This is a genomic window from Enterobacter sp. RHBSTW-00318 (genome assembly GCF_014101375.1).
Taxonomy (GTDB): domain Bacteria; phylum Pseudomonadota; class Gammaproteobacteria; order Enterobacterales; family Enterobacteriaceae; genus Enterobacter; species Enterobacter ludwigii.
Genome location: NZ_JABXQH010000001.1, coordinates 3065690 through 3087714, shown reverse-complemented (window position 1 = coordinate 3087714; position 22025 = coordinate 3065690). Strand labels below are relative to the sequence as shown.

The 22025-nt window shown below is 56.3% G+C and carries 21 protein-coding genes; 5 read left to right on the top strand and 16 right to left on the bottom strand.

Going from position 1 to position 22025, the window contains the following annotated elements:
- Positions 1 to 10 precede the first annotated feature (10 nt).
- Together rmuC and udp are read right to left on the bottom strand one after the other, a co-directional pair.
- On the bottom strand, positions 11 to 1468 hold the full coding sequence (rmuC, locus tag HV157_RS15285) for a DNA recombination protein RmuC (protein ID WP_182268685.1): 1458 nt from the start codon (positions 1466 to 1468) through the stop codon (positions 11 to 13).
- A 137-nt stretch (positions 1469 to 1605) separates the two neighbouring features.
- Complete coding sequence (udp, locus tag HV157_RS15280) at positions 1606 to 2367, bottom strand: uridine phosphorylase (protein ID WP_003860792.1); 762 nt, start codon at positions 2365 to 2367, stop codon at positions 1606 to 1608.
- 255 nt (positions 2368 to 2622) lie between these two features.
- Between udp and HV157_RS15275 the strand changes: the two genes are divergently transcribed.
- On the top strand, positions 2623 to 3429 hold the full coding sequence (locus HV157_RS15275) for a dienelactone hydrolase family protein (RefSeq protein WP_014172118.1): 807 nt from the start codon (positions 2623 to 2625) through the stop codon (positions 3427 to 3429).
- A gap of 45 nt (positions 3430 to 3474) precedes the next feature.
- Here HV157_RS15275 and metE read toward each other — a convergent pair whose 3' ends face one another.
- Positions 3475 to 5736: a 5-methyltetrahydropteroyltriglutamate--homocysteine S-methyltransferase gene (gene metE / locus HV157_RS15270; protein WP_032680094.1), complete on the bottom strand. Its 2262-nt coding sequence runs from the start codon at positions 5734 to 5736 to the stop codon at positions 3475 to 3477.
- A 116-nt stretch (positions 5737 to 5852) separates the two neighbouring features.
- Between metE and metR the strand changes: the two genes are divergently transcribed.
- Positions 5853 to 6806, top strand: coding sequence for an HTH-type transcriptional regulator MetR (metR, locus tag HV157_RS15265; protein WP_014172120.1), 954 nt, complete (start codon positions 5853 to 5855; stop codon positions 6804 to 6806).
- On the opposite strand, the gene HV157_RS15260 is transcribed toward metR, so the two are convergent.
- From HV157_RS15260 to pldB, 3 genes are all read right to left on the bottom strand, one after another.
- The gene (locus HV157_RS15260; RefSeq protein ID WP_014172122.1) at positions 6694 to 7593 is read right to left on the bottom strand and encodes a carboxylate/amino acid/amine transporter; all 900 of its coding nucleotides are present in this window, start codon (positions 7591 to 7593) and stop codon (positions 6694 to 6696) included. The two genes, metR and HV157_RS15260, sit on opposite strands and share 113 nt — an antisense overlap.
- An 82-nt stretch (positions 7594 to 7675) precedes the next feature.
- A complete protein-coding gene (gene yigL / locus HV157_RS15255; RefSeq protein WP_020882878.1) occupies positions 7676 to 8476 on the bottom strand; it encodes a sugar/pyridoxal phosphate phosphatase YigL in 801 nt (266 codons plus the stop codon).
- Positions 8477 to 8508: 32 nt separating this feature from the next.
- Complete coding sequence (pldB, locus tag HV157_RS15250) at positions 8509 to 9501, bottom strand: lysophospholipase L2 (RefSeq protein WP_020882879.1); 993 nt, start codon at positions 9499 to 9501, stop codon at positions 8509 to 8511.
- 109 nt (positions 9502 to 9610) lie between these two features.
- On the opposite strand from pldB, the gene rhtB reads away from it, so the two are divergent.
- Entirely contained in the window at positions 9611 to 10231 is a 621-nt protein-coding gene (gene rhtB / locus HV157_RS15245; RefSeq protein WP_032679213.1) for a homoserine/homoserine lactone efflux protein, read from the top strand.
- On the opposite strand, the gene rhtC is transcribed toward rhtB, so the two are convergent.
- From rhtC to pldA, 3 genes are all read right to left on the bottom strand, one after another.
- On the bottom strand, positions 10228 to 10848 hold the full coding sequence (gene rhtC / locus HV157_RS15240) for a threonine export protein RhtC (protein WP_014172126.1): 621 nt from the start codon (positions 10846 to 10848) through the stop codon (positions 10228 to 10230). The genes rhtB and rhtC overlap by 4 nt on opposite strands.
- A 61-nt stretch (positions 10849 to 10909) precedes the next feature.
- On the bottom strand, positions 10910 to 12739 hold the full coding sequence (recQ, locus tag HV157_RS15235) for an ATP-dependent DNA helicase RecQ (RefSeq protein WP_025202782.1): 1830 nt from the start codon (positions 12737 to 12739) through the stop codon (positions 10910 to 10912).
- Between the two features lie 90 nt (positions 12740 to 12829).
- Complete coding sequence (gene pldA, locus HV157_RS15230) at positions 12830 to 13699, bottom strand: phospholipase A (protein WP_020882880.1); 870 nt, start codon at positions 13697 to 13699, stop codon at positions 12830 to 12832.
- A 161-nt stretch (positions 13700 to 13860) separates the two neighbouring features.
- On the opposite strand from pldA, the gene yigI reads away from it, so the two are divergent.
- The gene (yigI, locus tag HV157_RS15225; RefSeq protein ID WP_014172129.1) at positions 13861 to 14328 is read left to right on the top strand and encodes an acyl-CoA thioesterase YigI; all 468 of its coding nucleotides are present in this window, start codon (positions 13861 to 13863) and stop codon (positions 14326 to 14328) included.
- A gap of 51 nt (positions 14329 to 14379) precedes the next feature.
- Positions 14380 to 15276, top strand: coding sequence for an EamA family transporter RarD (gene rarD / locus HV157_RS15220; protein ID WP_014172130.1), 897 nt, complete (start codon positions 14380 to 14382; stop codon positions 15274 to 15276).
- Positions 15277 to 15318: 42 nt separating this feature from the next.
- Here the strand turns inward: rarD and corA are convergent, their stop codons facing one another.
- From corA to dapF, 7 genes are all read right to left on the bottom strand, one after another.
- Positions 15319 to 16269, bottom strand: coding sequence for a magnesium/cobalt transporter CorA (gene corA / locus HV157_RS15215; RefSeq protein WP_020882881.1), 951 nt, complete (start codon positions 16267 to 16269; stop codon positions 15319 to 15321).
- A gap of 151 nt (positions 16270 to 16420) precedes the next feature.
- Positions 16421 to 16477 (bottom strand): YsgD/CorL family protein, encoded by a 57-nt coding sequence (gene ysgD / locus HV157_RS26090; RefSeq protein WP_212743980.1) that lies wholly within the window; start codon positions 16475 to 16477, stop codon positions 16421 to 16423.
- A gap of 149 nt (positions 16478 to 16626) precedes the next feature.
- Positions 16627 to 18789 carry a DNA helicase II gene (gene uvrD, locus HV157_RS15210; RefSeq protein ID WP_020882882.1) on the bottom strand — a complete coding sequence of 721 codons (2163 nt, stop codon included), beginning with the start codon at positions 18787 to 18789 and terminating at the stop codon, positions 16627 to 16629.
- Between the two features lie 80 nt (positions 18790 to 18869).
- Positions 18870 to 19586: a 5-amino-6-(5-phospho-D-ribitylamino)uracil phosphatase YigB gene (gene yigB / locus HV157_RS15205; RefSeq protein WP_014172133.1), complete on the bottom strand. Its 717-nt coding sequence runs from the start codon at positions 19584 to 19586 to the stop codon at positions 18870 to 18872.
- Complete coding sequence (xerC, locus tag HV157_RS15200) at positions 19586 to 20488, bottom strand: tyrosine recombinase XerC (RefSeq protein ID WP_014172134.1); 903 nt, start codon at positions 20486 to 20488, stop codon at positions 19586 to 19588. The genes yigB and xerC overlap by 1 nt, the downstream gene beginning before the upstream one ends.
- Entirely contained in the window at positions 20485 to 21192 is a 708-nt protein-coding gene (locus HV157_RS15195) for a DUF484 domain-containing protein (RefSeq protein ID WP_014172135.1), read from the bottom strand. The genes xerC and HV157_RS15195 overlap by 4 nt, the downstream gene beginning before the upstream one ends.
- The gene (gene dapF, locus HV157_RS15190) at positions 21189 to 22013 is read right to left on the bottom strand and encodes a diaminopimelate epimerase (RefSeq protein ID WP_020882883.1); all 825 of its coding nucleotides are present in this window, start codon (positions 22011 to 22013) and stop codon (positions 21189 to 21191) included. The genes HV157_RS15195 and dapF overlap by 4 nt, the downstream gene beginning before the upstream one ends.
- Positions 22014 to 22025 lie beyond the last annotated feature (12 nt).

Genomic DNA, 22025 nt, shown 5'->3' with positions numbered 1-22025 from the left:
GCCCTACGTTTCAACCTTCGCGAAAGAAACGTGCCGGACGCTCGTCTGACGTTAAATCTGTCGCTAACGTATTGTCTTCACTGTTTGTCTTTTGTTCGCCAGCGCCTTCGCGCAGGCGAAATTCTTCATCCTGGGCGGTGGCCTGCTCAACTAATTCCGGATTAATCTCGCGCTTCACCTCCACACCCAGGGAACGAAATGCTTCGGCCTGCGCCAGTAAGTTGCCACGCCCGGAAGAGAGTTTTTTCATCGCCTGGCGATAGTTATCCTGGGCGCGGTCAAGGCTTTGCCCGACCGAGGACATATCATCCACAAAAAGGCGCATTTTGTCGTAAAGCTTGCTGGCGCGATCGGCAATCTGCTGCGCATTGCGGCTCTGATGTTCATAGCGCCACAGGTTGGCAATGGTGCGCAATGCCACCAGCAGCGTGGTGGGGCTCACCAGCATAATGTTATTTTTTAGGGCTTCGGTAATCAGTTCAGGCTGTCTGTCGAGCGCCAGCAAGAACGCGGGTTCAACCGGAATAAACATCAGGACGTAATCCAGCGAGCGCAGGCCGGGTAACTGCTGGTAGTCTTTTCTGCCCAGCAGACGAATGTGGTTACGCAGGGAGGCGATGTGCTCCTGCAGCGCCGACTCGCGGGTGTAGTCATCTTCCGCATTGAAATAGCGCTCATAAGCCACCAGCGTCATTTTGGCGTCTATCACCACATCTTTGCCCTGCGGGAGCCGCACAATCACATCAGGCTGCATACGCGAGCGGGCATCGTTCTCGATACTCACCTGCGTTTCGTATTCATACCCTTCCCGCAGGCCAGAGGCCTCCAGCACGCGGGTCAGCACCACTTCCCCCCAGTTGCCCTGGGTTTTGTTATCGCCCTTCAGCGCACGGGTCAGGTTGACCGCTTCCTGCGCCATTTGCGCATTCAGCTGCTGAAGATTGCGAATTTCATGCGCCAGCGTGTGCCGCTCGCGAGCCTCCTGGCCAAAGCTGTCCTGTACCTGACGACGAAAGCCGTCCAGCTGTTCACGCAGGGGCGTTAGCAGGCTATTCAGGCTTTGGCGGTTTTGTTCGTCTACGCGGCGGTTGCTGTGTTCAAAAATGCGGTTCGCGAGGTTCTCGAACTGCTCGCTGAGGCGTTGCTCGCTGTTCATCATCTGGCGGATTTTATCTTCCGCATGCAGCTGGGTGGATTCGAGGCGGGTAGTCACTTCGCGGAGATCGGCCTCCAGTGAGGTGTTGATATCGCGAAGATTGCGCAGCTCGTTGTTGAGCAGTTCGCATTCGTCACGCCAGTGTTCGCTCAGCGCAACCTGCTGTTTTGCTGCGCTTAAATCGGCGACTATCTCTTCGCGCTCGGCCAGTTGATCGGCCTTTTGTTGCGCGTGCTGGTAGCTGGAAATCAGCCAGCCTGCCCCCACGCCCACCAGCGCAATCACTGCATAAATCAGGATTGAGATATCCACAATGCCCCCTGCATCAACGTATTACCTGCACAAAATAGAATTGTGCTGTATAAACGTCCAGTTTGAAAGGGTTTTCCTGCGAGGCGCTACGCAAAAAAAAGGCCGAACGGGTCGGCCTTTTTTCGTATAACAAGGGATTAGATCAGGCGACGCGCTGCTTCAACCACGATTTTCACAGCATGACTTTCGGTCTGCTTCATGGTTTCCGCGTTCGGGATCTCCTGCTGGGTACGGTTGACGATAACGCCCGCCACCATACCGGCACGCAGACCCTGGCTTGCGCACATGGTCAGCAAGGTTGCAGATTCCATTTCGTAGTTCATTACGCCCATAGACTGCCACTCTTCCATAGAACCTTTGAAACGGCTTACCACGCGGCCGGAGAAGGTGTCATAACGCTCCTGGCCTGGGTAGAAGGTATCAGAAGAGGCGGTCACGCCTACGTGGGTGGTTGCGCCAACGGATTTCGCGGCTTCAACCAGTGCGGTGGTGCATTCGAAATCCGCCACCGCCGGGAATTCCATAGGGGCAAAGTGCAGACTCGCGCCGTCCAGACGCACGGAAGCGGTTGTCACCAGCACGTCGCCAACGTTGATATGCGGCTGAATGGCACCGGTAGTCCCGATACGCAGGAAAGTACGAATGCCCAGCTGCGCCAGCTCTTCAACAGCAATTGAGGTGGACGGGCCACCGATACCGGTAGAACAGACGATCACCGCTTTGCCATCCAGCTCAGCGCGCCAGGTGGTGAATTCACGATGGGCAGCAAGCTTAACCGGCTTATCCATCAGCGCGGCGATCTTTTCCACACGCTCAGGATCGCCCGGGACGATAGCCAGCGTAGCCCCTTGTAAATCGTTTTTAGTGAGGCCGAGATGAAAAACATCAGACTTAGACATAGGTGACTCCTCTGTGGGTCGGTTAGTCAGAAGAAGTAAAAAGGTACTTTACAGAAGCAGTAAGCAGAATTACGTGACACATCTCACCATGAATGAAAATGATTGCAGTAAATTTCCATGAAATAGTGATTCACATCACATTAACAAGTTATATCGTCAGGTGCTGCACAAAAGATAGACCGTTTCAGGCACTGTGAATTGTTAACCTGGTGACTATATTTAACTTTGCGCTAACTCATTGGTACGGAGAATGCCATGACTGAAAAAACCGGTTTTGCACCTGCAGCGGCCCCTCATGCATCAACCATCGTCTCAACACCTGAAGAGGCCATTACGGCAGGTGAGACCTCCATCCCCTCACAGGGGGAGAATATGCCTGCTTACCACGCGCGGCCAAAATCGGCCGACGGCCCGCTGCCCATCGTGATTGTGGTTCAGGAAATTTTCGGCGTTCACGAACATATTCGCGACCTTTGCCGCCGTCTGGCGCTGGAAGGTTATCTGGCTGTTGCGCCAGAGCTCTATTTCCGTCAGGGCGATCCGAACGACTACAGCGATATACCGACGCTGTTCAGCAACCTGGTCAGCAAAGTGCCGGATGCACAGGTACTGGCCGATCTGGACCACGTGGCCAGTTGGGCTGCGCGCAATGGCGGCGACGCACATCGTCTGATGGTGACGGGTTTCTGCTGGGGAGGACGTATCAGCTGGCTGTATGCCGCACATAATCCGCAGCTTAAAGCCGCCGTTGCCTGGTACGGCAAACTGGTGGGGGAGAAAACGCTGAACTCGCCGAAGCATCCCGTTGATATCGCCACCGAGTTAAATGCCCCAGTCTTAGGGCTTTATGGCGGCCAGGACACCGGGATCCCGCTTGATACGGTAGAGACCATGCGCCATGCGCTCCGTGCAGCCAATGCAAAAGCTGAAATCATTGTTTATCCGGATGCCGGCCACGCCTTTAATGCCGACTATCGTCCGAGCTATCACGCAGAATCGGCTAAAGATGGCTGGCAGCGGATGCTGGCATGGTTCAGCCAGTACGGCGGGAAAAAAGCGTAAAACAAAAGCCCGGTCGCGGCTACGCCTTGCCGGGCTTCGGATTTATCAGGCCTGACGCAAATTCTGCGCCGCCCTGACCATGTTCGCGAGTGCCGCGCGGGTCTCCGGCCAGCCGCGGGTTTTCAGTCCGCAGTCCGGGTTGACCCACAGGCGCTCAGCCGGGATCCGCTGGGCGGCTTTTTTCAGCAGGCTCTCAATCCACTCCACGCTCGGTACGTTCGGGGAGTGGATGTCGTAGACACCCGGCCCAATTTCGTTTGGATACTCGAACGCTTCGAAGGACTCCAGCAGTTCCATGTCTGAACGCGACGTTTCGATGGTGATCACGTCGGCATCCAGCGCGGCAATCGAATCCATAATGTCGTTAAATTCGCAGTAACACATGTGGGTGTGGATCTGCGTGTCGTCTTTCGCGACCGCGGCGTTGAGGCGGAAAGCCTCCACACCCCACTTCAGATAAGCATCCCAGTCACTGCGACGCAGCGGCAAACCTTCGCGTAGCGCCGGTTCATCAATCTGGATGATGCCGATACCCGCCGCTTCCAGATCGGCCACTTCATCACGCAGCGCGAGCGCAATCTGTTTGGCGATGGTTTCACGGGTCACATCTTCACGCGGGAAGGACCAGCAGAGGATCGTCACCGGGCCGGTCAGCATCCCTTTCACCGGTTTGTCGGTCAGGGACTGGGCGAATTTTGCCCACTCTACGGTGATCGCTTGCGGGCGGCTGACGTCACCAATCACCACCGGTGGCTTCACACAGCGGGAACCATAGCTCTGCACCCAACCGTTCTGCGTAAAGACGAAACCGTCCAGATGTTCGCCGAAGTATTCCACCATGTCGTTACGCTCGGCTTCACCGTGCACCAGCACGTCCAGACCTAAACGTTCCTGCTCAACAATCGCCTGTCTGATGTGCTCAGCGATGCCGGTGCGGTAGTGATTCGCATCGAGGTTGCCCTTTTTGAAATCCAGACGCAGGCCGCGGATCTCCGTCGTCTGCGGGAAGGAGCCGATGGTGGTGGTTGGCCACGCTGGCAGGTTGAAACGGGCACGCTGGGCTTCGGCACGCACTTCATAGGGGCTCTGACGCTGGCTGTCCTGCGCGGTAATGGCCGCCAGACGTTTTTCGACCGCCGGGTTGTGGACGCGCGCCGAATGACGACGCGCCTGAATGGGGGCGCTCCAGTCGGTAATGGCCGTGGTGTCACCGCTATTTAACGCATCACGCAGCAGCGCCAGCTCTTCACATTTTTGCAGCGCAAAGGCAAACCAGCTCTTCACCTCGGGATCCAGACGGGTTTCCACACTCAGATCGATTGGGCTGTGCAGCAGAGAGCAGGAGGAGGCCACCCACAGCTCACGTTTGCCGACGATATCTTTAATCTGTGCATATTTCTCGCTCAGATCGGCGCGCCAGACGTTACGGCCATTCACCAGTCCGGCCGAGAGTAGCCACTCTTCGGGCAGACGTTTGTGCAGTTCGGCCAGGTCATCTTTGCCGTGGACCAGGTCAACATGAAGACCCTGAACCGGCAGCGCAGTAATAGTACTCAGGTTCGGCGTCACGCCTTCAAAATAGGTGGTCAGCAATAGCTTCACCTGACCAGTAAGGGCATCGTAAGCGGGTTTAAACGCTTTCAGCCACGCCTGCGGCAGCTCCAGCACCAGCGCAGGCTCATCGATTTGCACCCACTGAATTCCGCGTTTACCCAGTTCAATCAGCACCTGTTTGTAGACCGGCAGAATATCGTTCAGCAGGCTGAGACGGTCAAACTGCTCGCCTTTCACTTTACCCAGCCACAAATACGTTACCGGCCCCAGCAGTACCGGTTTCACCTGGTGGCCCAGCGCCAGCGCTTCATCGACTTCGTCGAGCAACTGGGTCCAGCTCAGTTTGAACTGCTGGCCTTTCACAAATTCCGGCACCATATAGTGATAGTTGGTGTTGAACCACTTGGTCATTTCCGCCGCTGCCGCAGGCTCTCCCGTTGGCGCACGACCACGGCCAATGCGGAACAGGGTGTCGATATCTACCGATCCATCTTTGTTCTGATGACGAGCCGGCACGTTGCCAAGCAGCAGGCTGGTGGTCAGAACATGGTCGTACCAGGCGAAATCGCCCACGGGCAGCAGGTCAATGCCCGCCTGCTTTTGCTGTTCCCAGTGGCGCGCACGCAGTTCGCGGCCCACTGCCAGCAATTCTTCACGGCCAGAGGTACCTGCCCAGTAACTTTCCTGCGCTTTTTTCAGCTCGCGGCGAAGGCCAACGCGAGGGAAACCGAGAGTGTGATTGCGAATTGTCATGGTGTGTCCCCTGTGAATTTTTCGTATTTAGCCATCCAGATGTTTACACATCCATAATTGGCAGTTACTGTATATTCCTCAAGCGCAAAATGTTCATGGCGAAGTGAAGGACTTTCATGATCGAGATTAAACACCTGAAAACGCTACAAGCGTTGCGAAATTGCGGTTCTCTCGCGGCGGCGGCAGCCACGCTGCACCAGACCCAGTCCGCCCTTTCTCACCAGTTCAGCGATCTGGAACAACGCCTCGGCTTTCGTCTTTTTGTTCGTAAGAGCCAGCCGCTACGCTTTACGCCTCAGGGCGAGATCCTGCTGCAGCTGGCTAATCAGGTGCTGCCGCAAATAGCCAGCGCGCTGCAGTCCTGTAACGAGCCGCAGCAAACCAGACTGCGTATCGCCATTGAGTGTCACAGCTGTATTCAATGGCTGACACCCGCGCTTGAGAACTTCCGCCAGAGGTGGCCGCAGGTGGAGATGGATTTCAAATCCGGCGTGACGTTCGACCCGCAGCCGTCGCTCCAGCAGGGCGAACTGGATCTGGTGATGACCTCAGACATTCTGCCCCGCAGCGGCCTGCACTATTCGCCAATGTTTGATTATGAGGTACGTCTGGTGCTGGCTCCGGATCATCCGCTGGCCAGTAAAACGCGTATCACCCCGGAAGATTTAGCCAGTGAAACGCTGCTGATTTACCCGGTACAGCGCAGTCGGCTGGATATCTGGCGTCACTTCCTGCAGCCGGCCGGCATTAGCCCGCAGCTCAAAAGCGTGGATAACACCCTGCTGTTAATTCAGATGGTTGCTGCCAGAATGGGCATCGCGGCGCTACCACACTGGGTTGTGGAGAGTTTTGAACGCCAGGGTCTGGTTGTCACTAAAACCCTGGGTGAGGGACTATGGAGCCGGCTGTACGCCGCCGTGCGCGATGGCGAGCAGCGTCAGCCGATTACGGAAGCGTTTATTCGCTCTGCGCGGAACCACGCGTGCGACCATCTTCCGTTTGTGCGGAGCGCGGAGCGACCCAACGGCGATGGACCCACAGCGAAGCCAGAATCACTGCTCCCCCAATAAGGAAGCTCGGCCAGTGAGGCTGCTGCTGCCAGATGGCAAGGTTCACCAGCAGCCCTGCAGGCACATGCACGTTGTTCATGATCCCCAGCGTACCGGCGTCTACCTGCGTAGCGCCGTAGTTCCACATGAAGTAACCCAGCCCCGATGCCACCACGCCCAGCCAGACCAGAACGCCCCACTGCAGGGTTGTCGTCGGGAGCTTTTGCGGGTTGCCGAGCATAAACCATGCCGCCACCGCGACGATAGCTGCCCCCATATAGAACCAGGCGAACGCGTTATGCTGTGGCATCGGACGGGTTTCCATCAGGCGCTTGTACCCGACCATACCGATGGCAAAGCTGAGGTTCGCCAGCTGCACGAACATCAGCCCGGTCCAGAAGTGGTCGCTCACTTTGTCGTAGCGAATAATCGCCGCCCCGATCACCGCCAGCGCCGCGCTCAACAGATATCCCCAGCGCAAACGACGTTTGCTGAGCAGATCGTAAATCAGCGTGATATAGAGCGGCGTAAGCACGGTGAAAAGCAGAAATTCAGAGACAGACAGGTAGACGTAAGCCCGGAAGCTGAACAGGTACATGATGCCGAGCTGCATCGCCCCCACCAGCATGTACAGCAAAATGGTCTTCAGCGATTGCCCGCGTGTACGCAGAAAGGGCAGGAATACCAGCGCCGCCAGCCCCACGCGCATCAGCACCGAGAAGTAGCTGTCGACGTGCCCGGCGAGGTATTCGCCAATCAGGCTAAAAGAGAAGGCCCACAGGATAGTGGTAATAATGAGTAGCGCCACAATGCTTGTCTCTCAGAAAGAAGGACAGGCATTGTAGCGAACTCTTTAGTTGACAACTGAGCGATAAACAATCAAATGAAGATTATTCAAGGAACAGTTTACGCAGGTATTTTGGTACTGCGTTGTCAGCGTTAGACCCAATCACTTCCAGTTCCGGGTGCAGGTCTTTCAGACGCTGGTGTGCATTCTGCATAATGCAGCCTTTGCCCGCCATAGAGAGCATTTCGGCGTCGTTCATACCATCACCGAAGGCGATACAGTCTTTCAGTTCGAAGCCCAGACGTTTCGCCACGGCTTCCAGCGCGTGCCCTTTGGAAACTCCCCCCGCCATAACTTCCAGACAGGTCAGGGTCGAGAAACTCACGTTGACGCGGTCACCCCAACGCGCATTAATCGCCTGTTCCAGCGGCAGCAACGCTTCGTGGCTTTCGCAGGTAAAGAACACCTTGCTGATCCCTTCCGGCTCCAGCAGGCCTGGCTCGTACAGGGAATAGTTAAATACCGCTTCCTTGAAGAAACGCATTTCATCCGGGCGATGGCGATTCATGAACCAGTCGTCATCGCGATAAACGTTAGTGATAATGTCCGGGTTGTTATGCACTACGCCGAACAGATCGGCGGCAATGTCGCGATCCAGGTTATGCGTAAAGATCAGGTTGCCATCGGTATCGTGTACGCGCGCACCGTTGGAGGTGATCATGTACGATTTGATCTCAAGATTATCGCGGATCTGCCCCACGTCCACGTGGTGGCGGCCGGTGGCAAACACGAAGTTCACTCCGCGGGCGGTCAGAAGCTTTAAGGTCTCTTTCGCGTAAGGCGACAGGGTATGGTCGGGCGAAAGCAGCGTGCCATCTAAATCAGATGCAACAACCTGGTACATAGGGATTTCAACCTCTGGTGGTAAAACAACAATCAATTATGCCTGTCGAAAAATTCAACAATGGCGTTTAGCGCGACTGAGCGCATAGCGTCCTTTTCAAAAAGGATCTCATGGTACGCGCCGTTGATGACCAGCGGTTTACCCCCTTCGCAAGGGTGACCGGCGGCAGCGCGGAGTTCACAAAAGCGATCATGCATGCGGTTATCCACCACACGTTCTTCTTCAGCCTGAATCAGAAGTGTCGGCGTATCATCTTTACCAACACCAGCAAGCACCTGTTCACCGGCAAGGATCCCTTCCCGCACCCAGTGATATGTCGGGCCACCGACGCGCAGGCGCGGTTCATCGGCATAAAAACGCAGGTTACGGCGATAACGCTGCCGGCTATGGGTCAATACGTTGAGGGCAAACGGCAGCGCGCGCCAGCGCCCTGTCCCGATGGCATACCCTTCACGAATGCGCTGATGGCCCTCAGCCCAGTCGAGAATATGGCGCACCATCCAGTCCGGAAAACGCATGACGATGCCATACATCGGCGCGGTGAGCGCAATGGCATCACACTGGTGGTCATAGCGCTGTAAAAACAGCGTCGAAATCGCCCCACCCATGGAGTGCGCCAGAATATAGCGCTTACGCCACGGGCCCGGCTGAACCTCCTGCTGCCAGAAGGCGGCAAGATCGTCGACGTAATCGCTGAAGTTATCCACATGACCGCGATGCGTGTCCGACAATAAGCGGCCAGAAAGCCCCTGGCCGCGATGGTCGATAATCAACACATCGAAGCCCAGATGGAACAGGTCATAGGCCAGTTCAGCGTATTTGATGTAGCTCTCGATACGTCCCGGACAGACCACGATCACCCGATCGTTTTTCTCATCATGGAAACGCACAAAGCGTACCGGAACATCGCCAACACCCGTAAACTCATCTTCCTCACGCTGACGCCAGAAATCGGTCAGCGGCCCCATAGAGAAAGCAGCAAATGCGTTTTCTCGTGTTTCCCAGTCCTTTTTCTGCTGAAACATCGGGTTTCCACCCCCGTAAGCCAAGGAATATCGTTTTTTCGTCACCGGTCACAAAATGACGTAACAATAGCGTATTGTGGCATAAAAACAGACAATTCGGGAGTTTCAAATGACCTTCGAGTGGTGGTTCGCTTATCTGCTGACATCCATCATCCTTAGCCTTTCCCCAGGTTCAGGCGCCATTAACACCATGACCACCTCCATCAACCACGGCTATCGCGGTGCCGCGGCATCCATTGCCGGTTTGCAGACCGGTCTGGGCATTCATATCGTGCTGGTGGGCATTGGTCTGGGTACGCTGTTCTCCCGCTCGGTACTGGCCTTTGATGTGCTGAAATGGGCCGGTGCCGCGTACCTGATTTGGCTCGGTATTCAGCAGTGGCGTGCAGCAGGCTCAATTGATCTTAATACGCTCGCCCAGACGCAAACACGCGGACGCCTGTTTAAACGCGCGGTGTTTGTGAACCTGACCAACCCGAAAAGTATTGTTTTCCTCGCCGCGCTGTTCCCGCAGTTTATCGTCCCGCATCAGCCACAGGTCATGCAGTACGTGGTGCTGGGTGCGACCACCATTGTTGTCGATATCATCGTGATGATTGGTTACGCGACGCTGGCGCAGCGGATTGCGGTGTGGATTAAAGGGCCTAAGCAGATGAAGGCCCTGAACAAAGTCTTTGGTTCGCTGTTTATGCTGGTAGGCGCGCTGCTTGCGTCAGCGCGTCATGCTTAGCGAGAAATGATGAGATGAATGCCAAAGCCGGCGAACAACGCGCCGGCGAAGCCGTCAATCCACTTCGCAATACGCTGGTAACCGCGGCGCATCGCCGGTAAGGCAAACAGGCTGGCAACCACGGTAAACCACGCAAAAGTTTCCACCACGATCAGCAGGAAAATGCCCCAACGCGCACCCGCCCCCACGTTGTCACCCACAAACAGGGAGAACACGGAGCCGAAATAGATAATCGCTTTTGGGTTCGCCAGGTTGGTGAGCAGCCCTTTAATAAAACTCCGGCCGCCCGTTGCCAGCTCAACTTTCGGTTCTTCCGGCTTTTTCTCTTCTTTCTTCAACGCCCCGCGCAGCATCTGGTAGCCCATCCAGCAAAGGTAAAGCCCCCCGCCAACCATGATGATGTTGTGCAACCAGGCCATCTTCGCCAGAATCAGGTTCAGACCAAGCAGCGCCACGGCCGCCCAGACCATAACGCCCATGGTGATACCCAGCACCCCCATCATCGCTTCTTTGCGGGAGCGGCTGACGGCGGTTTGTGACACGAAGAAAAAGTCAGGGCCCGGGCTCATGAGCGCAACGATGTGCACTAACGCCACGGTAAGAAATAGCATTAACATAATTAACTCGCAGGGAAATAATTAAGTGAGTCACCATCCTGACATTTTTTAGGCTGGCTGACTACTCCTCATCGTCACCGTCGACATGAGCGCGGATAAGCGCCATAAACTCTTTGCCAAAGCGCTCCAGCTTGCGCGTGCCAACACCGTTGACGCTGAGCATTTCGCTGGCGCTGAGCGGCGTCTGCTCTGCCATCTCGATAAGCGTCGCATCGTTGAAGACCACGTAGGGCGGAATGTTCTCTTCATCAGCAATGGCTTTACGCAGCTTGCGCAGTTTGGCAAACAGCTTGCGGTCGTAATTGCCGCCGTACGATTTTTGCATCACCCGCGGCTTCAGGGCGACAACGCGCGGAACCGCGAGCTTCAGTTCGATATCCCCGCGCAGCACCGGACGTGCCGCTTCGGTAAGCTGAAGCGCGGAATGTTGGGCAATGTTTTGCGTGGCAAAGCCCAGGTGAATCAGCTGACGGATGATGCTCACCCAGTGCTCGTGGCTCTGGTCTTTGCCGATACCGTAGACGGGCAGCTTATCGTGTCCCATGTCGCGGATACGCTGGTTATTCGCCCCACGCAACACTTCCACCACGTAGCCCATGCCGAAGCGCTGGTTCACACGATAGATGGTCGAGAGCGCTTTGCGCGCATCCATCAGGCCATCGTATTGCTTTGGTGGGTCAAGACAGATATCGCAGTTGCCGCACGGCTCCTGACGCCCCTCGCCAAAGTAGTTGAGCAGCACCAGACGGCGGCAGGTTTGCGCTTCGGCAAACGCGCCCATCGCGTTGAGCTTGTGGCGTTCGATATCCTGCAGTTGGCCCTGCGGTTTCTCTTCCAGACAACGGCGCAGCCACGCCATGTCGGCCGGATCGTAAAACAGCATGGCTTCTGCAGGCAGTCCATCACGCCCGGCGCGGCCAGTTTCCTGGTAGTACGATTCGATATTGCGCGGAATGTCGAAGTGTACGACGAAGCGCACGTTCGGCTTGTTGATCCCCATTCCGAACGCCACCGTCGCCACCACAATCTGCAGATCATCGCGCTGGAATTTCTCCTGCACATCGGCGCGAACCGCGTTTTCCAGCCCGGCATGGTAGGCGGCGGCGCTAAAACCACGGTTCTGCAGGCGCGCGGCCGTGTCTTCCACCTTCGCGCGGCTGTTGCAGTAGATGATGCCGGACTTCCCGCGCTGCTCCTGCACGTAGCGCAGAAGCTGATCCAGCGGCTTGAATTTTTCCATCAGCATGTAGCGGATGTTCGGGCGGTCGAAGCTGCTGACCTGAATCAGCGGATCGTTCAGCCCCAGCAGCCGGACGATATCCTGACGCGTGGTGTCATCTGCCGTCGCGGTGAGCGCCATAAACGGCAGTTCGGGAAAACGCTGACGGAGCTGGCCGAGCGCCGCATATTCCGGGCGGAAATCATGTCCCCACTGGGAGATACAGTGGGCTTCATCCACCGCCAGCAGGACCGGATTCCAGTGCGACAGATGATCGAGGAAGTTATCCAGCATCAGACGTTCCGGCGCGATATACAGCAGGCGAACCTGCCCGGTACGGCAACCGGCCATGACCTCTTGCTGCTGCTCGCGGGTCTGGCTGGAGTTAAGACAGGCCGCCGCCACGCCGTTGGCAAGGAGCTGATCGACCTGATCTTTCATCAGGGAAATAAGAGGCGATACCACGACCGTCAGGCCGTTGAGCACCAGCGCGGGCACCTGATAGCAGAGGGATTTACCGCCGCCGGTAGGCATGACCACCAGACAATCGCGGCCTTCCAGCACGGTTTCAATGATGGTTTCCTGGCCAGGGCGGAACTGCTGGTAGCCAAAGGTTTCATGCAAAACCTGTTTAGCCAGCGATTCCTGATTCAATACTTCCGCCTGCGCCACGTTAACCCCATTTGCCAGAAATAAAACAGGCGCTATTTTCAGCGCCTGAGAGAGAAACTTCAACGTTTAACGAAAAAACATTCGAGCTGCCTAGAAAATATCGTTCAGCATCACGCCCACACCTACACGGGTCTGGTTGAAGTTGTAATCGATAAGCGACTCGCCGTAACCGCTGTAAACCTGAGTATAGAGGCGAACGTGCTTGCTCACCGGATAACTGAGGCCCAGTTCCGCGCCACCGTAACCGGTGTTCCAGTTGTACTGGCCTTTGGCGCTCAGCACCGCGTCACCCAACTGATAGCCGATTTTGAGCTGATAGTAACCCATATATTTGGTGATATCCGGGTTGTCGTCGGTATCGCCCACCACAAACCACGGCTTCACTTCAGCCATCCAGTTGCCGTTTTGCGCCATCAGTCGCGTATAGGCACGGTTCCAGCTGCGCGAGGTAGGGTCGGAGCGTCCGTTTGAATCGTGGTTAAAGCCCACCTCAATGTCACGCAGCGTCCAGCCCGCGAATTCATAATCGGTCGCAAAACCGAGGAACAGCTGCGGCTCATAGTTGGTTTCACGGAACGGTGAAGATTCGCCACTGTTGGAAAGCTGCCACCAGGATTTCTGCGTGTAAGAGGCGCCGAGCACTGAATTCGGTCCCAGAATGCCGCGCCAGAACGGGAACGCGAGACTTAACTGGAACTTCACTTCGTCTTTACGCGCATTATCGGACCAGTTATAGGAGCTTATCGCCTCTTTGTTGAGATCGCTGGTCTGCGTGTATATCACGTAGTTGGTGTCATACGGATACAGCGTGAACGGATTATCATGTTCCTGAAGAAGGTTCGCGATAATGCTGCCCTGCACGGCAGGTTGATCGTGAACTTCTTTAATCGTCGCTTCCTGGGCATATGCTGTGAGGGGCAGCGCAACCGCCGCCAGTAACCAGGCCAGATACGTCCGCATCGGTGGTGTTCTCCTGCAAAGAGTTAATTAGTTGAATTGTTATGTGGCGGATATTCTACATACTTCTGCGACAACTGCTGCATCCTCGTTTCTGAAAGTGGAATTCCTTATTGCTGAAGCATAAAATCAACATTTTATTAACAATAAGGATGTGATGCCTCATGTCAGCCATGCTTACCGCCGAAGAAGCGTTAAAACTCGTGGGCGAGATTTTTGTTTACCATATGCCGTTTAACCGTGCACTGGGTCTGGAACTCGAGCGCTACGAGAAAGCGTTTGCCCAGCTCAGCTTCAACAACCAGCCGATGATGGTAGGCAACTGGGCGCAGAGTATTTTGCACGGCGGGGTGATTGCCTCAGCGCTGGATGTGGCGGCGGGCCTGGTCTGTGTGGGCAGTACGCTGACGCGCCATGACACCATCAATGAAGACGAGTTGCGCCAGCGTTTGTCGCGTATGGGCACCATCGATTTACGCGTCGATTACCTGCGTCCCGGGCGCGGAAACCGTTTTACCGCCACCAGCAGCCTGCTGCGCGCGGGGAATAAGGTCGCCGTCGCCCGCGTTGAATTGCATAACGAAGAGCAGGTCTATATCGCCAGCGCAACTGCCACTTATATGGTGGGTTGAAACCCTAAAATCGGGTAAAATTAATTCACTTTTTTGTAACGGATTATCCCGATGGATGCTAAACAAACGCGGCAGGGCGTACTACTCGCCCTTGCCGCTTATTTTATTTGGGGTATCGCACCGGCGTACTTCAAGTTTATCGCTTACGTACCCGCTGACGAGATCCTCACACACCGTGTGATTTGGTCGTTTTTCTTTATGATCGCGCTGATGAGCGTCAGCCGTCAGTGGTCTGGCGTCAAAACGCTGCTGAAAACGCCGAAAAAGGTGTTCCTGCTGGCCCTCTCAGCCGTGCTGATAGGCGGCAACTGGCTGCTCTTTATCTGGGCAGTCAATAACCATCACATGCTCGAAGCGAGCCTGGGCTATTTTATTAATCCCCTGGTCAACATTGTTCTGGGCATGATTTTCCTGGGCGAGCGCTTCCGTCGCATGCAGTGGCTGGCGGTCATCCTCGCTTTTTGCGGCGTGCTGGTCCAACTGTGGACCTTCGGTTCGCTGCCCGTGATCGCTCTGGGCCTGGCATTCAGCTTTGCGTTTTACGGGCTGGTCCGGAAGAAAATAGCCGTTGAAGCGCAGACCGGGATGCTGTTTGAAACCCTGTGGCTATTGCCGGTCGCGGCGATTTACCTGTTTGGTATTGCCGACAGCGCAACCAGCCATATGGGCAGTAACCCGTTGTCGTTGAATCTGATGCTGATGGCGGCCGGTGTGGTAACCACCATTCCTCTGCTGTGCTTCACCGGTGCCGCAACGCGCCTGCGTCTCTCCACGCTGGGCTTCTTTCAGTACATCGGTCCGACGCTGATGTTCCTGCTGGCAGTGGTGTTTTACGGCGAAGTACCGGGTGCAGATAAGATGGTGACGTTTGCCTTTATCTGGGTGGCGCTGGCGATTTTTGTTGCAGACGCCCTTTATACCCAGCGCAGAACGCGCAAAGGATTGTAAACGGTGATGAGGCGGGCAGGCACAACGCCACCCGCCTGAAGTTTACAGCCAGTTACGGCGCTTGAAGTAGAGGTACGGCGCCAGCCCGGCGAGGATCATAAAGATAATCGCGCCAGGGTAGCCAAAGCTCCACTTAAGCTCCGGCATAAACTCAAAGTTCATCCCGTAGCTCGAGGCCACCAGCGTTGGTGGCAGGAAGACCACCGAGACCACCGAGAAGATCTTGATGATGCGGTTCTGCTCGATATTGATAAAGCCCATCGCCGCCTGCATCAGGAAGTTGACCTTCTGGAACAACGATTCATTGTGCGGCAGCAGGGATTCGATATCGCGCAGGATCTCACGCGCCTGCTCCAGCTGACCGCCCGGCAGACGCGCCTTACGCACCAGGAAGTTCAGCGCGCGCTGGGTATCCATCAGACACAAACGCACCTTCCAGCCGATATCTTCCAGTTCTGCCAGCGTCGAGAGCGCTTCGTCGTATTCATCGCCCTGATGACCTTCCATGATGACGCGGCTCAGCTTTTCCAGGTCGCTGTAGATGTTTTCAATTTCATCCGCCAGCTGTTCGATTTTGGTTTCAAACAGGTCCAGCAGCAGTTCGTAGGCATTACCGTCGACCATCGCCTGGCTACGGGCGCGCATGCGGTAGAGACGAAACGCGGGCAGCTCACGCTCGCGCAGGGTAAACAGGCGACCGTCACGAATGGTAAACGCCACGGTGGAGTTACCTGCGTGATCGTCGGCGTCTTCAAAGAAGAAGAAGGAGTGAATATGCAGACCGTCTTCATCTTCAAAAAAACGAGCAGATGCTTCGATGTCTTCCAGTTCCGGGCGGGTTGCCAGGCTTTGCCCCAGCTCAGATTGTACGCGAAGGCGCTCATCGTCGTCCGGCTCGACCAGATCCACCCATACGGCATCAATGAGGGGCTGTGACTCTTCGGCTTCAAGCCGAGTCAGTCGGTTATTTTCGAGTTGAAATGCGCTCAACATGACCGGGACTCCCAATGCAAAAAATATCGGACAGTTCGGTGGGCACACAGAAACAAATTGGGTTTCAGACCATTAAACAGCCTGACTCAGCGCGACGGGAATAATGCAGGTCGCTGACAACCACTAAGGCCATCAGCAAGAGGAGATAGCCTTAGGAGTTGTTCCTGGATGACAGGGAATTGAGCCAGTATCTACTGGGTGTGTCCAAGGCGAATGTCCTCTTAGCGTAATCGTGCGCGCATGTTACGCCAGCAGTAATAGTGGCGTCAACACGCAACGGAACGCTGAAGGGCATTAATTGACCTTCAGCGTATAAGGCTAGCAGATTATTACAAAATAATGATATTTTTCTGAAAGTTACACAGTTTCCAGCCTGGCGTAGGCTGCCACCAGCCATTTGATACCTTGCCCCTGGAACGCCACCTGCAGGCGGCTGTGCTCGCCGCTACCTTCCAGATTGACGATGGTGCCTTCACCAAACTTAGCATGACGCACGCGCTGACCCAGCTTGTAGCCGGTGTCCGTTTCAGCAATCGGCGAGCCCATACGCTGATGGCTGACCGGGCGGCTGATACTGGCGCGCAGGCGCACCTCTTCCACGCACTCTTCCGGCAGTTCGCCGATAAAGCGCGACGGACGGTGATACACCTCTTTACCGTACAGGCGTCGGGTTTCGGCATAGGTCAGCGTCAGCTTTTGCATCGCGCGCGTCACGCCAACATAGGCCAGACGACGCTCCTCCTCCAGACGCCCACCTTCATCCAGCGACATCTGGCTCGGGAACATCCCCTCTTCCATCCCGACGATAAACACCTGCGGGAACTCCAGACCTTTGGCGGAGTGCAGGGTCATAAGTTGAACCGCATCCTGCCAGGTGTCTGCCTGCCCTTCGCCCGCTTCCAGCGCCGCGTGGGAGAGGAACGCCTGCAGCGGCATCAAATCTTCGTCTTCTTCGTTGTAGCTGAACTGGCGCGTTGCCGTCACCAGTTCCTCTAAGTTCTCAATACGGGTCTGGCCCTTTTCGCCTTTCTCCTGCTCATACATAGTGCGCAGGCCGGAGTCTTTAATCACCCGGTCGGTCTGAACGTGCAGAGGCATATCGGCCGTTTCCTGTGCCAGGGCATCAATCAGCTCCAGGAAGCGTTGTAAGGCGCTGGCTGCACGTCCGGCGAGCGCTTTCTCCTGCAACAGCTCGCGGCACGCCTGCCAGAGTGTCAGCTGGCGATCGCGGGAGGCCTGACGCACCACGTCCAGGGTACGGTCACCGATGCCGCGAGTTGGGGTGTTCACCACGCGCTCAAACGCCGCATCGTCATTACGGTTTGCGATCAGACGCAGATACGAGAGTGCGTCTTTGATCTCCTGACGTTCGAAGAAGCGCATGCCGCCGTAAATACGGTACGGCATACTCACCTGCAGCAACGCCTCTTCCAGCACGCGCGACTGGGCGTTGCTGCGATAGAGAATGGCACACTGCTCCAGCGCGCCGCCGTTGTCCTGCCAGGTTTTAATACGGTTCACCACAAAGCGCGCTTCATCAAGTTCGTTGAATGCGCAGTAGATAGAGATCGGTTCACCGTCAACGCCATCGGTCCACAGCTTTTTACCGAGACGCCCGTTGTTGTTCTCAATCAGGGCGTTGGCGGCGCTCAGAATGTTGCTGGTCGAACGGTAGTTCTGCTCCAGACGGATGGTCTGAGCACCGGGGAAATCATTGAGGAAGCGCTGAATGTTTTCCACCTGCGCCCCACGCCAGCCATAGATAGACTGATCGTCATCACCAACGATCATCACCTTGCCGGTATCACCGGCCAGCAGGCGGATCCATGCATACTGGATGTTGTTGGTATCCTGGAATTCGTCCACCAGAATATTGGTGAAGCGTTCACGATAGTGCTGCAGGATATGCGGTTTGTTGAGCCACAGCTCGTGCGCACGCAGCAGCAGCTCAGCAAAGTCCACCAGACCTGCGCGATCGCACGCCTCCTGGTAGGCTTTATAAACGTTCTGCCAGGTTTGCTCGACCGGGTTGCCGAAGCTCTGAATATGGTGCGGACGCAGCCCTTCGTCTTTCTGCCCGTTGATGTACCACATTGCCTGACGCGGCGGCCACTGCTTCTCGTCGAGATTCATCGCCTTGATAAGACGCTTCAGCAGACGCAGCTGATCTTCGCTGTCGAGGATCTGGAAATCCTGCGGCAGGTTAGCGTCCATATGGTGCGCCCGCAGCAGGCGATGCGCCAGACCGTGGAAAGTCCCCACCCACATGCCGCCCTGGCTGGTGCCCATCAGCTGTGCGATTCGGTGGCGCATCTCTGCCGCCGCCTTGTTGGTAAACGTCACCGCCATAATGGAGTACGGCGAGCAGTTTTCCACGCTCTGCAGCCACGCAATACGGTGTACCAGCACGCGCGTCTTACCACTGCCCGCCCCAGCCAGCACCAGCATGTTGGTGCGCGAAGCGGCAACCGCGTCACGCTGTTTGTCATTAAGGCTGTCGAGCAGGTAAGAAACGTCCATTGGCACCGTCACGTAATGTCAGGCAGGCGAATGTGATTCCTTCGCCAAAACCCTGTTAATTTATACAGAACAATTGATGATTATATCAGCGTCGTGAGGGATGCCAACCGTGAAATTTCCACGTGCGGCAGAAGACGGCTGTCCGGCGTTGTCATCAGGTCAGCGTTTTCCGGCTTGATCCAGCAGGCCTGCATGCCGCAGCGGATCGCCCCGGCCACGTCCGTGGTCAGGTCATCACCCACATGCAACATTTCGCCGAGCGGCAGGTTCAGTTTTTCCGCCGCCAGGTGATACATATCGTTAAACGGTTTCGAGCGCCCGTGCGGGCCCGCGCGCAGCACAAACTCAAAATAATCGCCAAGACCAAACAGCTCAGGCTGGGCATTGCCATTGGTAATCGCCACCAGCGGCCACTTCTCTGCCAGCGCGGCCAGCGTATCGTGGGTCTCCTGTGGCACATCAATACGGCTGCGCCATTTGGCGAAGTTTTCCATGGACGCTTCAGCCCCTATCGCCGCATCACGCGCGCTCATGCCAACATTCAGCATCGCCTGTTCAACCGCACGTCGACGCCATTCGGTCACGTCATGGTAAATGTCCGGCTCGGTCTCCCGCAGGGACTGACGCAGCTGCTGGAAGTCCTTGTTCTGCATCGTCTTCAGCGCCGGGTGATAGTTCTGCACAAACGCCAGCGACTCCTGCTCGGTACGCAGGATCACCTGGCGGTTATCATAAAGGGTGTCATCAAGGTCAAAGGTAAGGGCTGAAATCTGACCCAGTGGGCGGTAAAAACGCATTATTTCCCCCGTTTGGCGCGTGGATGCGCCGCGTCATACACCGAGGCAAGGTGCTGGAAGTCTAAGTGGGTATAAATTTGGGTGGTGGACAAATTCGCGTGGCCGAGCAGTTCCTGCACGCCGCGCAGATCGCCGCTTGATTCAAGCATGTGGGTCGCAAAAGAGTGGCGCAGCTTGTGCGGGTGAACATGGCTGTTCAGCCCCTGTTTAATGCCCCACTCCGCAAAACGCTTCTGCACGTTACGCGCCGAGATCCGCTTGCCGAGTTTCGACAGGAACAGCGCATCTTCTTCCGCGCCAAACAGCCCGCGCAGGTCAAGCCAGTGCTCAATCCAGGCGACAGCATTGCGACCAATCGGCAGGCGGCGCTCTTTGCTGCCCTTGCCCATCACCCACACTTCGCCGGTGTCCAGATCGAGATGTTTTATATCGAGATTGACCAGTTCAGACAGACGCAGTCCGGCACCGTACATCACCTCCAGCATCGCGCGGTCACGCACCGCCAGCGGATCGTTAAGATCGATATCCAGCAGGCGATTGACATCATCGACGTCGATATTTTTAGGCAGATGACGCGGTGCTTTTGGCGTGGCAATGCCTTTCGCCGGATTGGCTTTAAGGCTGCCCTGGCTCACCAGCCAGTCGAAGAAACTGCGCAGGGCAGAGAGCCTGAGCGCCAGACTCGCCGGGCCTAACCCTTTCCTGCGGCTACGCACGACGACGCCACGAACCGTCGCAGCGTCACATTGTTGCCAGCTTTTCAGGCCGATTTCATCGGCAATCTGCATGATGGCATCAAGCTGACGCTGATAGTTCAGCAGCGTTATGGGGCTAAGCTGACGTTCAACTCCCAGGTAGCGCAGAAAGCGCGCGACGTCAGTGGCAAGAAGTCCGTCCGTCATACGCGCTCAATCCAGCGCTCCAGCAGCTCAGGCAGCATCAGGGCGATCTCCTGCAACAGGTGCGTACCTTGCCCCTGCTCATAGTGATGCGCGTCGCGACTGGTAAATAACATCACGCCTAAGTCGCCATCGCGCCCCATCAATGACATGGCCACCGAGCCAATCGCTTTGGCTTCTGGCAATACCACCAGCAATTCTGGTCCGTTCAGCGGCCCCAGATAGTGATGTTGATGACCCAGGCGCTGAATACGTAGCGGCTCAAACGCCTGACGGCTCAGCGCCAGATGGGTGAAACCAGACGGTGCACCAATGCGCCAGCGGTCGGGGAAGAGACGAAGGGTTGCGCCTGCAAGCCCCAGTTCTCGCGCCCAGCGGTGGAAACGGCTGAGAAACTCGTCAAGGCTGTGGGCCGAGGCCAGACGCGCCTGCAGATGCAGCAGTCGATAGAACAGGCTTTCGTTATTGTTCGCCTGTTCCATGAGCAGCGTCATGTTCTCTTCAAGCTGATTGATGTGGTTGCGCGCGCGAGCCATGTGCCATTCGACCAGCGACACGGTCCCGCGCACCGGATGCGGCACGCGCATCTGTTCGACAAGACGTGCATTGCGAATAAAAAACGCGGGATTGTTCAGCAGATAATCAACAACAGCACTGTCGTCCAGTTCCGTCACCGTTTCCTGCAGTTCTTCCCCTGGTTGCTTCATAGATGGATAAACCCGTCATAGACATGTACCGCCGGGCCAGTCATAAACAGCGGATGACCCGGTCCTTTCCAGGCGATATCAAGACGACCGCCTGGTAACTCCACGCGAACCTCTTCTGCCAGTAACCCCTGAGCGATGCCGACGGCCACTGCCGCGCAGGCACCACTTCCGCAGGCCTGAGTTTCGCCCGCGCCGCGTTCATACACCCGCAGACGGATGTGTTCACGCTTCACCACCTGCATAAAACCAATGTTCGCGCGTTCCGGGAAGCGTTCATGGCTTTCCAGCACCGGGCCGAGGGTTTCAACGGCGGCGGTCTCCACATCATCAACCTGAATCACGCAGTGCGGGTTTCCCATCGAGACGACGCCACACAATACTGTCTGCTCTGCCGCACGCATAATATAGGTCTTTTCCGCTTTGTTTGCGCGAAACGGCACGGCGGAAGGTTCAAAGTTCGGCTCGCCCATATTCACGCGAACCAGATCGTCATCGGTGACGCTGAGCACCATGCGACCATTCGCGGTACTGACGCGGATATCGCGCTTGTTCGTCAGCCCTTTCAGGCGGACAAAGCGGGCAAAACAGCGCGCACCGTTGCCGCACTGGGAGACTTCACTGCCGTCAGCGTTAAAAATACGGTAGTGGAAATCGAGGTCAGGATCGTACGGCGGCTCAACCACCAGCAGCTGATCGAACCCCACGCCCAGATGCCGATCCGCCAGGCGGCGGATCAGTTCCGGGGAGAAAAAGACATTCTGCGTTACCGCGTCGACGACCATAAAATCGTTGCCAAGGCCATGCATCTTAGAGAACTGCATCATTCGCTCCAT

Excerpts from the sequence above, each read along its gene's own strand:
- udp (WP_003860792.1), bottom strand. The coding sequence starts at position 2,367 with ATGTCTAAGTCTGATGTTTTTCATCTCGGCCTCACTAAAAACGATTTA.
- dapF (WP_020882883.1), bottom strand. The coding sequence starts at position 22,013 with ATGCAGTTCTCTAAGATGCATGGCCTTGGCAACGATTTTATGGTCGTC.
- pldA (WP_020882880.1), bottom strand. The coding sequence starts at position 13,699 with ATGCGGACGTATCTGGCCTGGTTACTGGCGGCGGTTGCGCTGCCCCTC.
- metR (WP_014172120.1), top strand. The coding sequence starts at position 5,853 with ATGATCGAGATTAAACACCTGAAAACGCTACAAGCGTTGCGAAATTGC.
- rhtC (WP_014172126.1), bottom strand. The coding sequence starts at position 10,848 with ATGTTAATGCTATTTCTTACCGTGGCGTTAGTGCACATCGTTGCGCTC.
- corA (WP_020882881.1), bottom strand. The coding sequence starts at position 16,269 with ATGTTGAGCGCATTTCAACTCGAAAATAACCGACTGACTCGGCTTGAA.
- HV157_RS15195 (WP_014172135.1), bottom strand. The coding sequence starts at position 21,192 with ATGAAGCAACCAGGGGAAGAACTGCAGGAAACGGTGACGGAACTGGAC.
- yigB (WP_014172133.1), bottom strand. The coding sequence starts at position 19,586 with ATGCGTTTTTACCGCCCACTGGGTCAGATTTCAGCCCTTACCTTTGAC.
- rarD (WP_014172130.1), top strand. The coding sequence starts at position 14,380 with ATGGATGCTAAACAAACGCGGCAGGGCGTACTACTCGCCCTTGCCGCT.
- yigI (WP_014172129.1), top strand. The coding sequence starts at position 13,861 with ATGTCAGCCATGCTTACCGCCGAAGAAGCGTTAAAACTCGTGGGCGAG.
- xerC (WP_014172134.1), bottom strand. The coding sequence starts at position 20,488 with ATGACGGACGGACTTCTTGCCACTGACGTCGCGCGCTTTCTGCGCTAC.
- pldB (WP_020882879.1), bottom strand. The coding sequence starts at position 9,501 with ATGTTTCAGCAGAAAAAGGACTGGGAAACACGAGAAAACGCATTTGCT.
- metE (WP_032680094.1), bottom strand. The coding sequence starts at position 5,736 with ATGACAATTCGCAATCACACTCTCGGTTTCCCTCGCGTTGGCCTTCGC.
- uvrD (WP_020882882.1), bottom strand. The coding sequence starts at position 18,789 with ATGGACGTTTCTTACCTGCTCGACAGCCTTAATGACAAACAGCGTGAC.
- rhtB (WP_032679213.1), top strand. The coding sequence starts at position 9,611 with ATGACCTTCGAGTGGTGGTTCGCTTATCTGCTGACATCCATCATCCTT.
- HV157_RS15275 (WP_014172118.1), top strand. The coding sequence starts at position 2,623 with ATGACTGAAAAAACCGGTTTTGCACCTGCAGCGGCCCCTCATGCATCA.
- yigL (WP_020882878.1), bottom strand. The coding sequence starts at position 8,476 with ATGTACCAGGTTGTTGCATCTGATTTAGATGGCACGCTGCTTTCGCCC.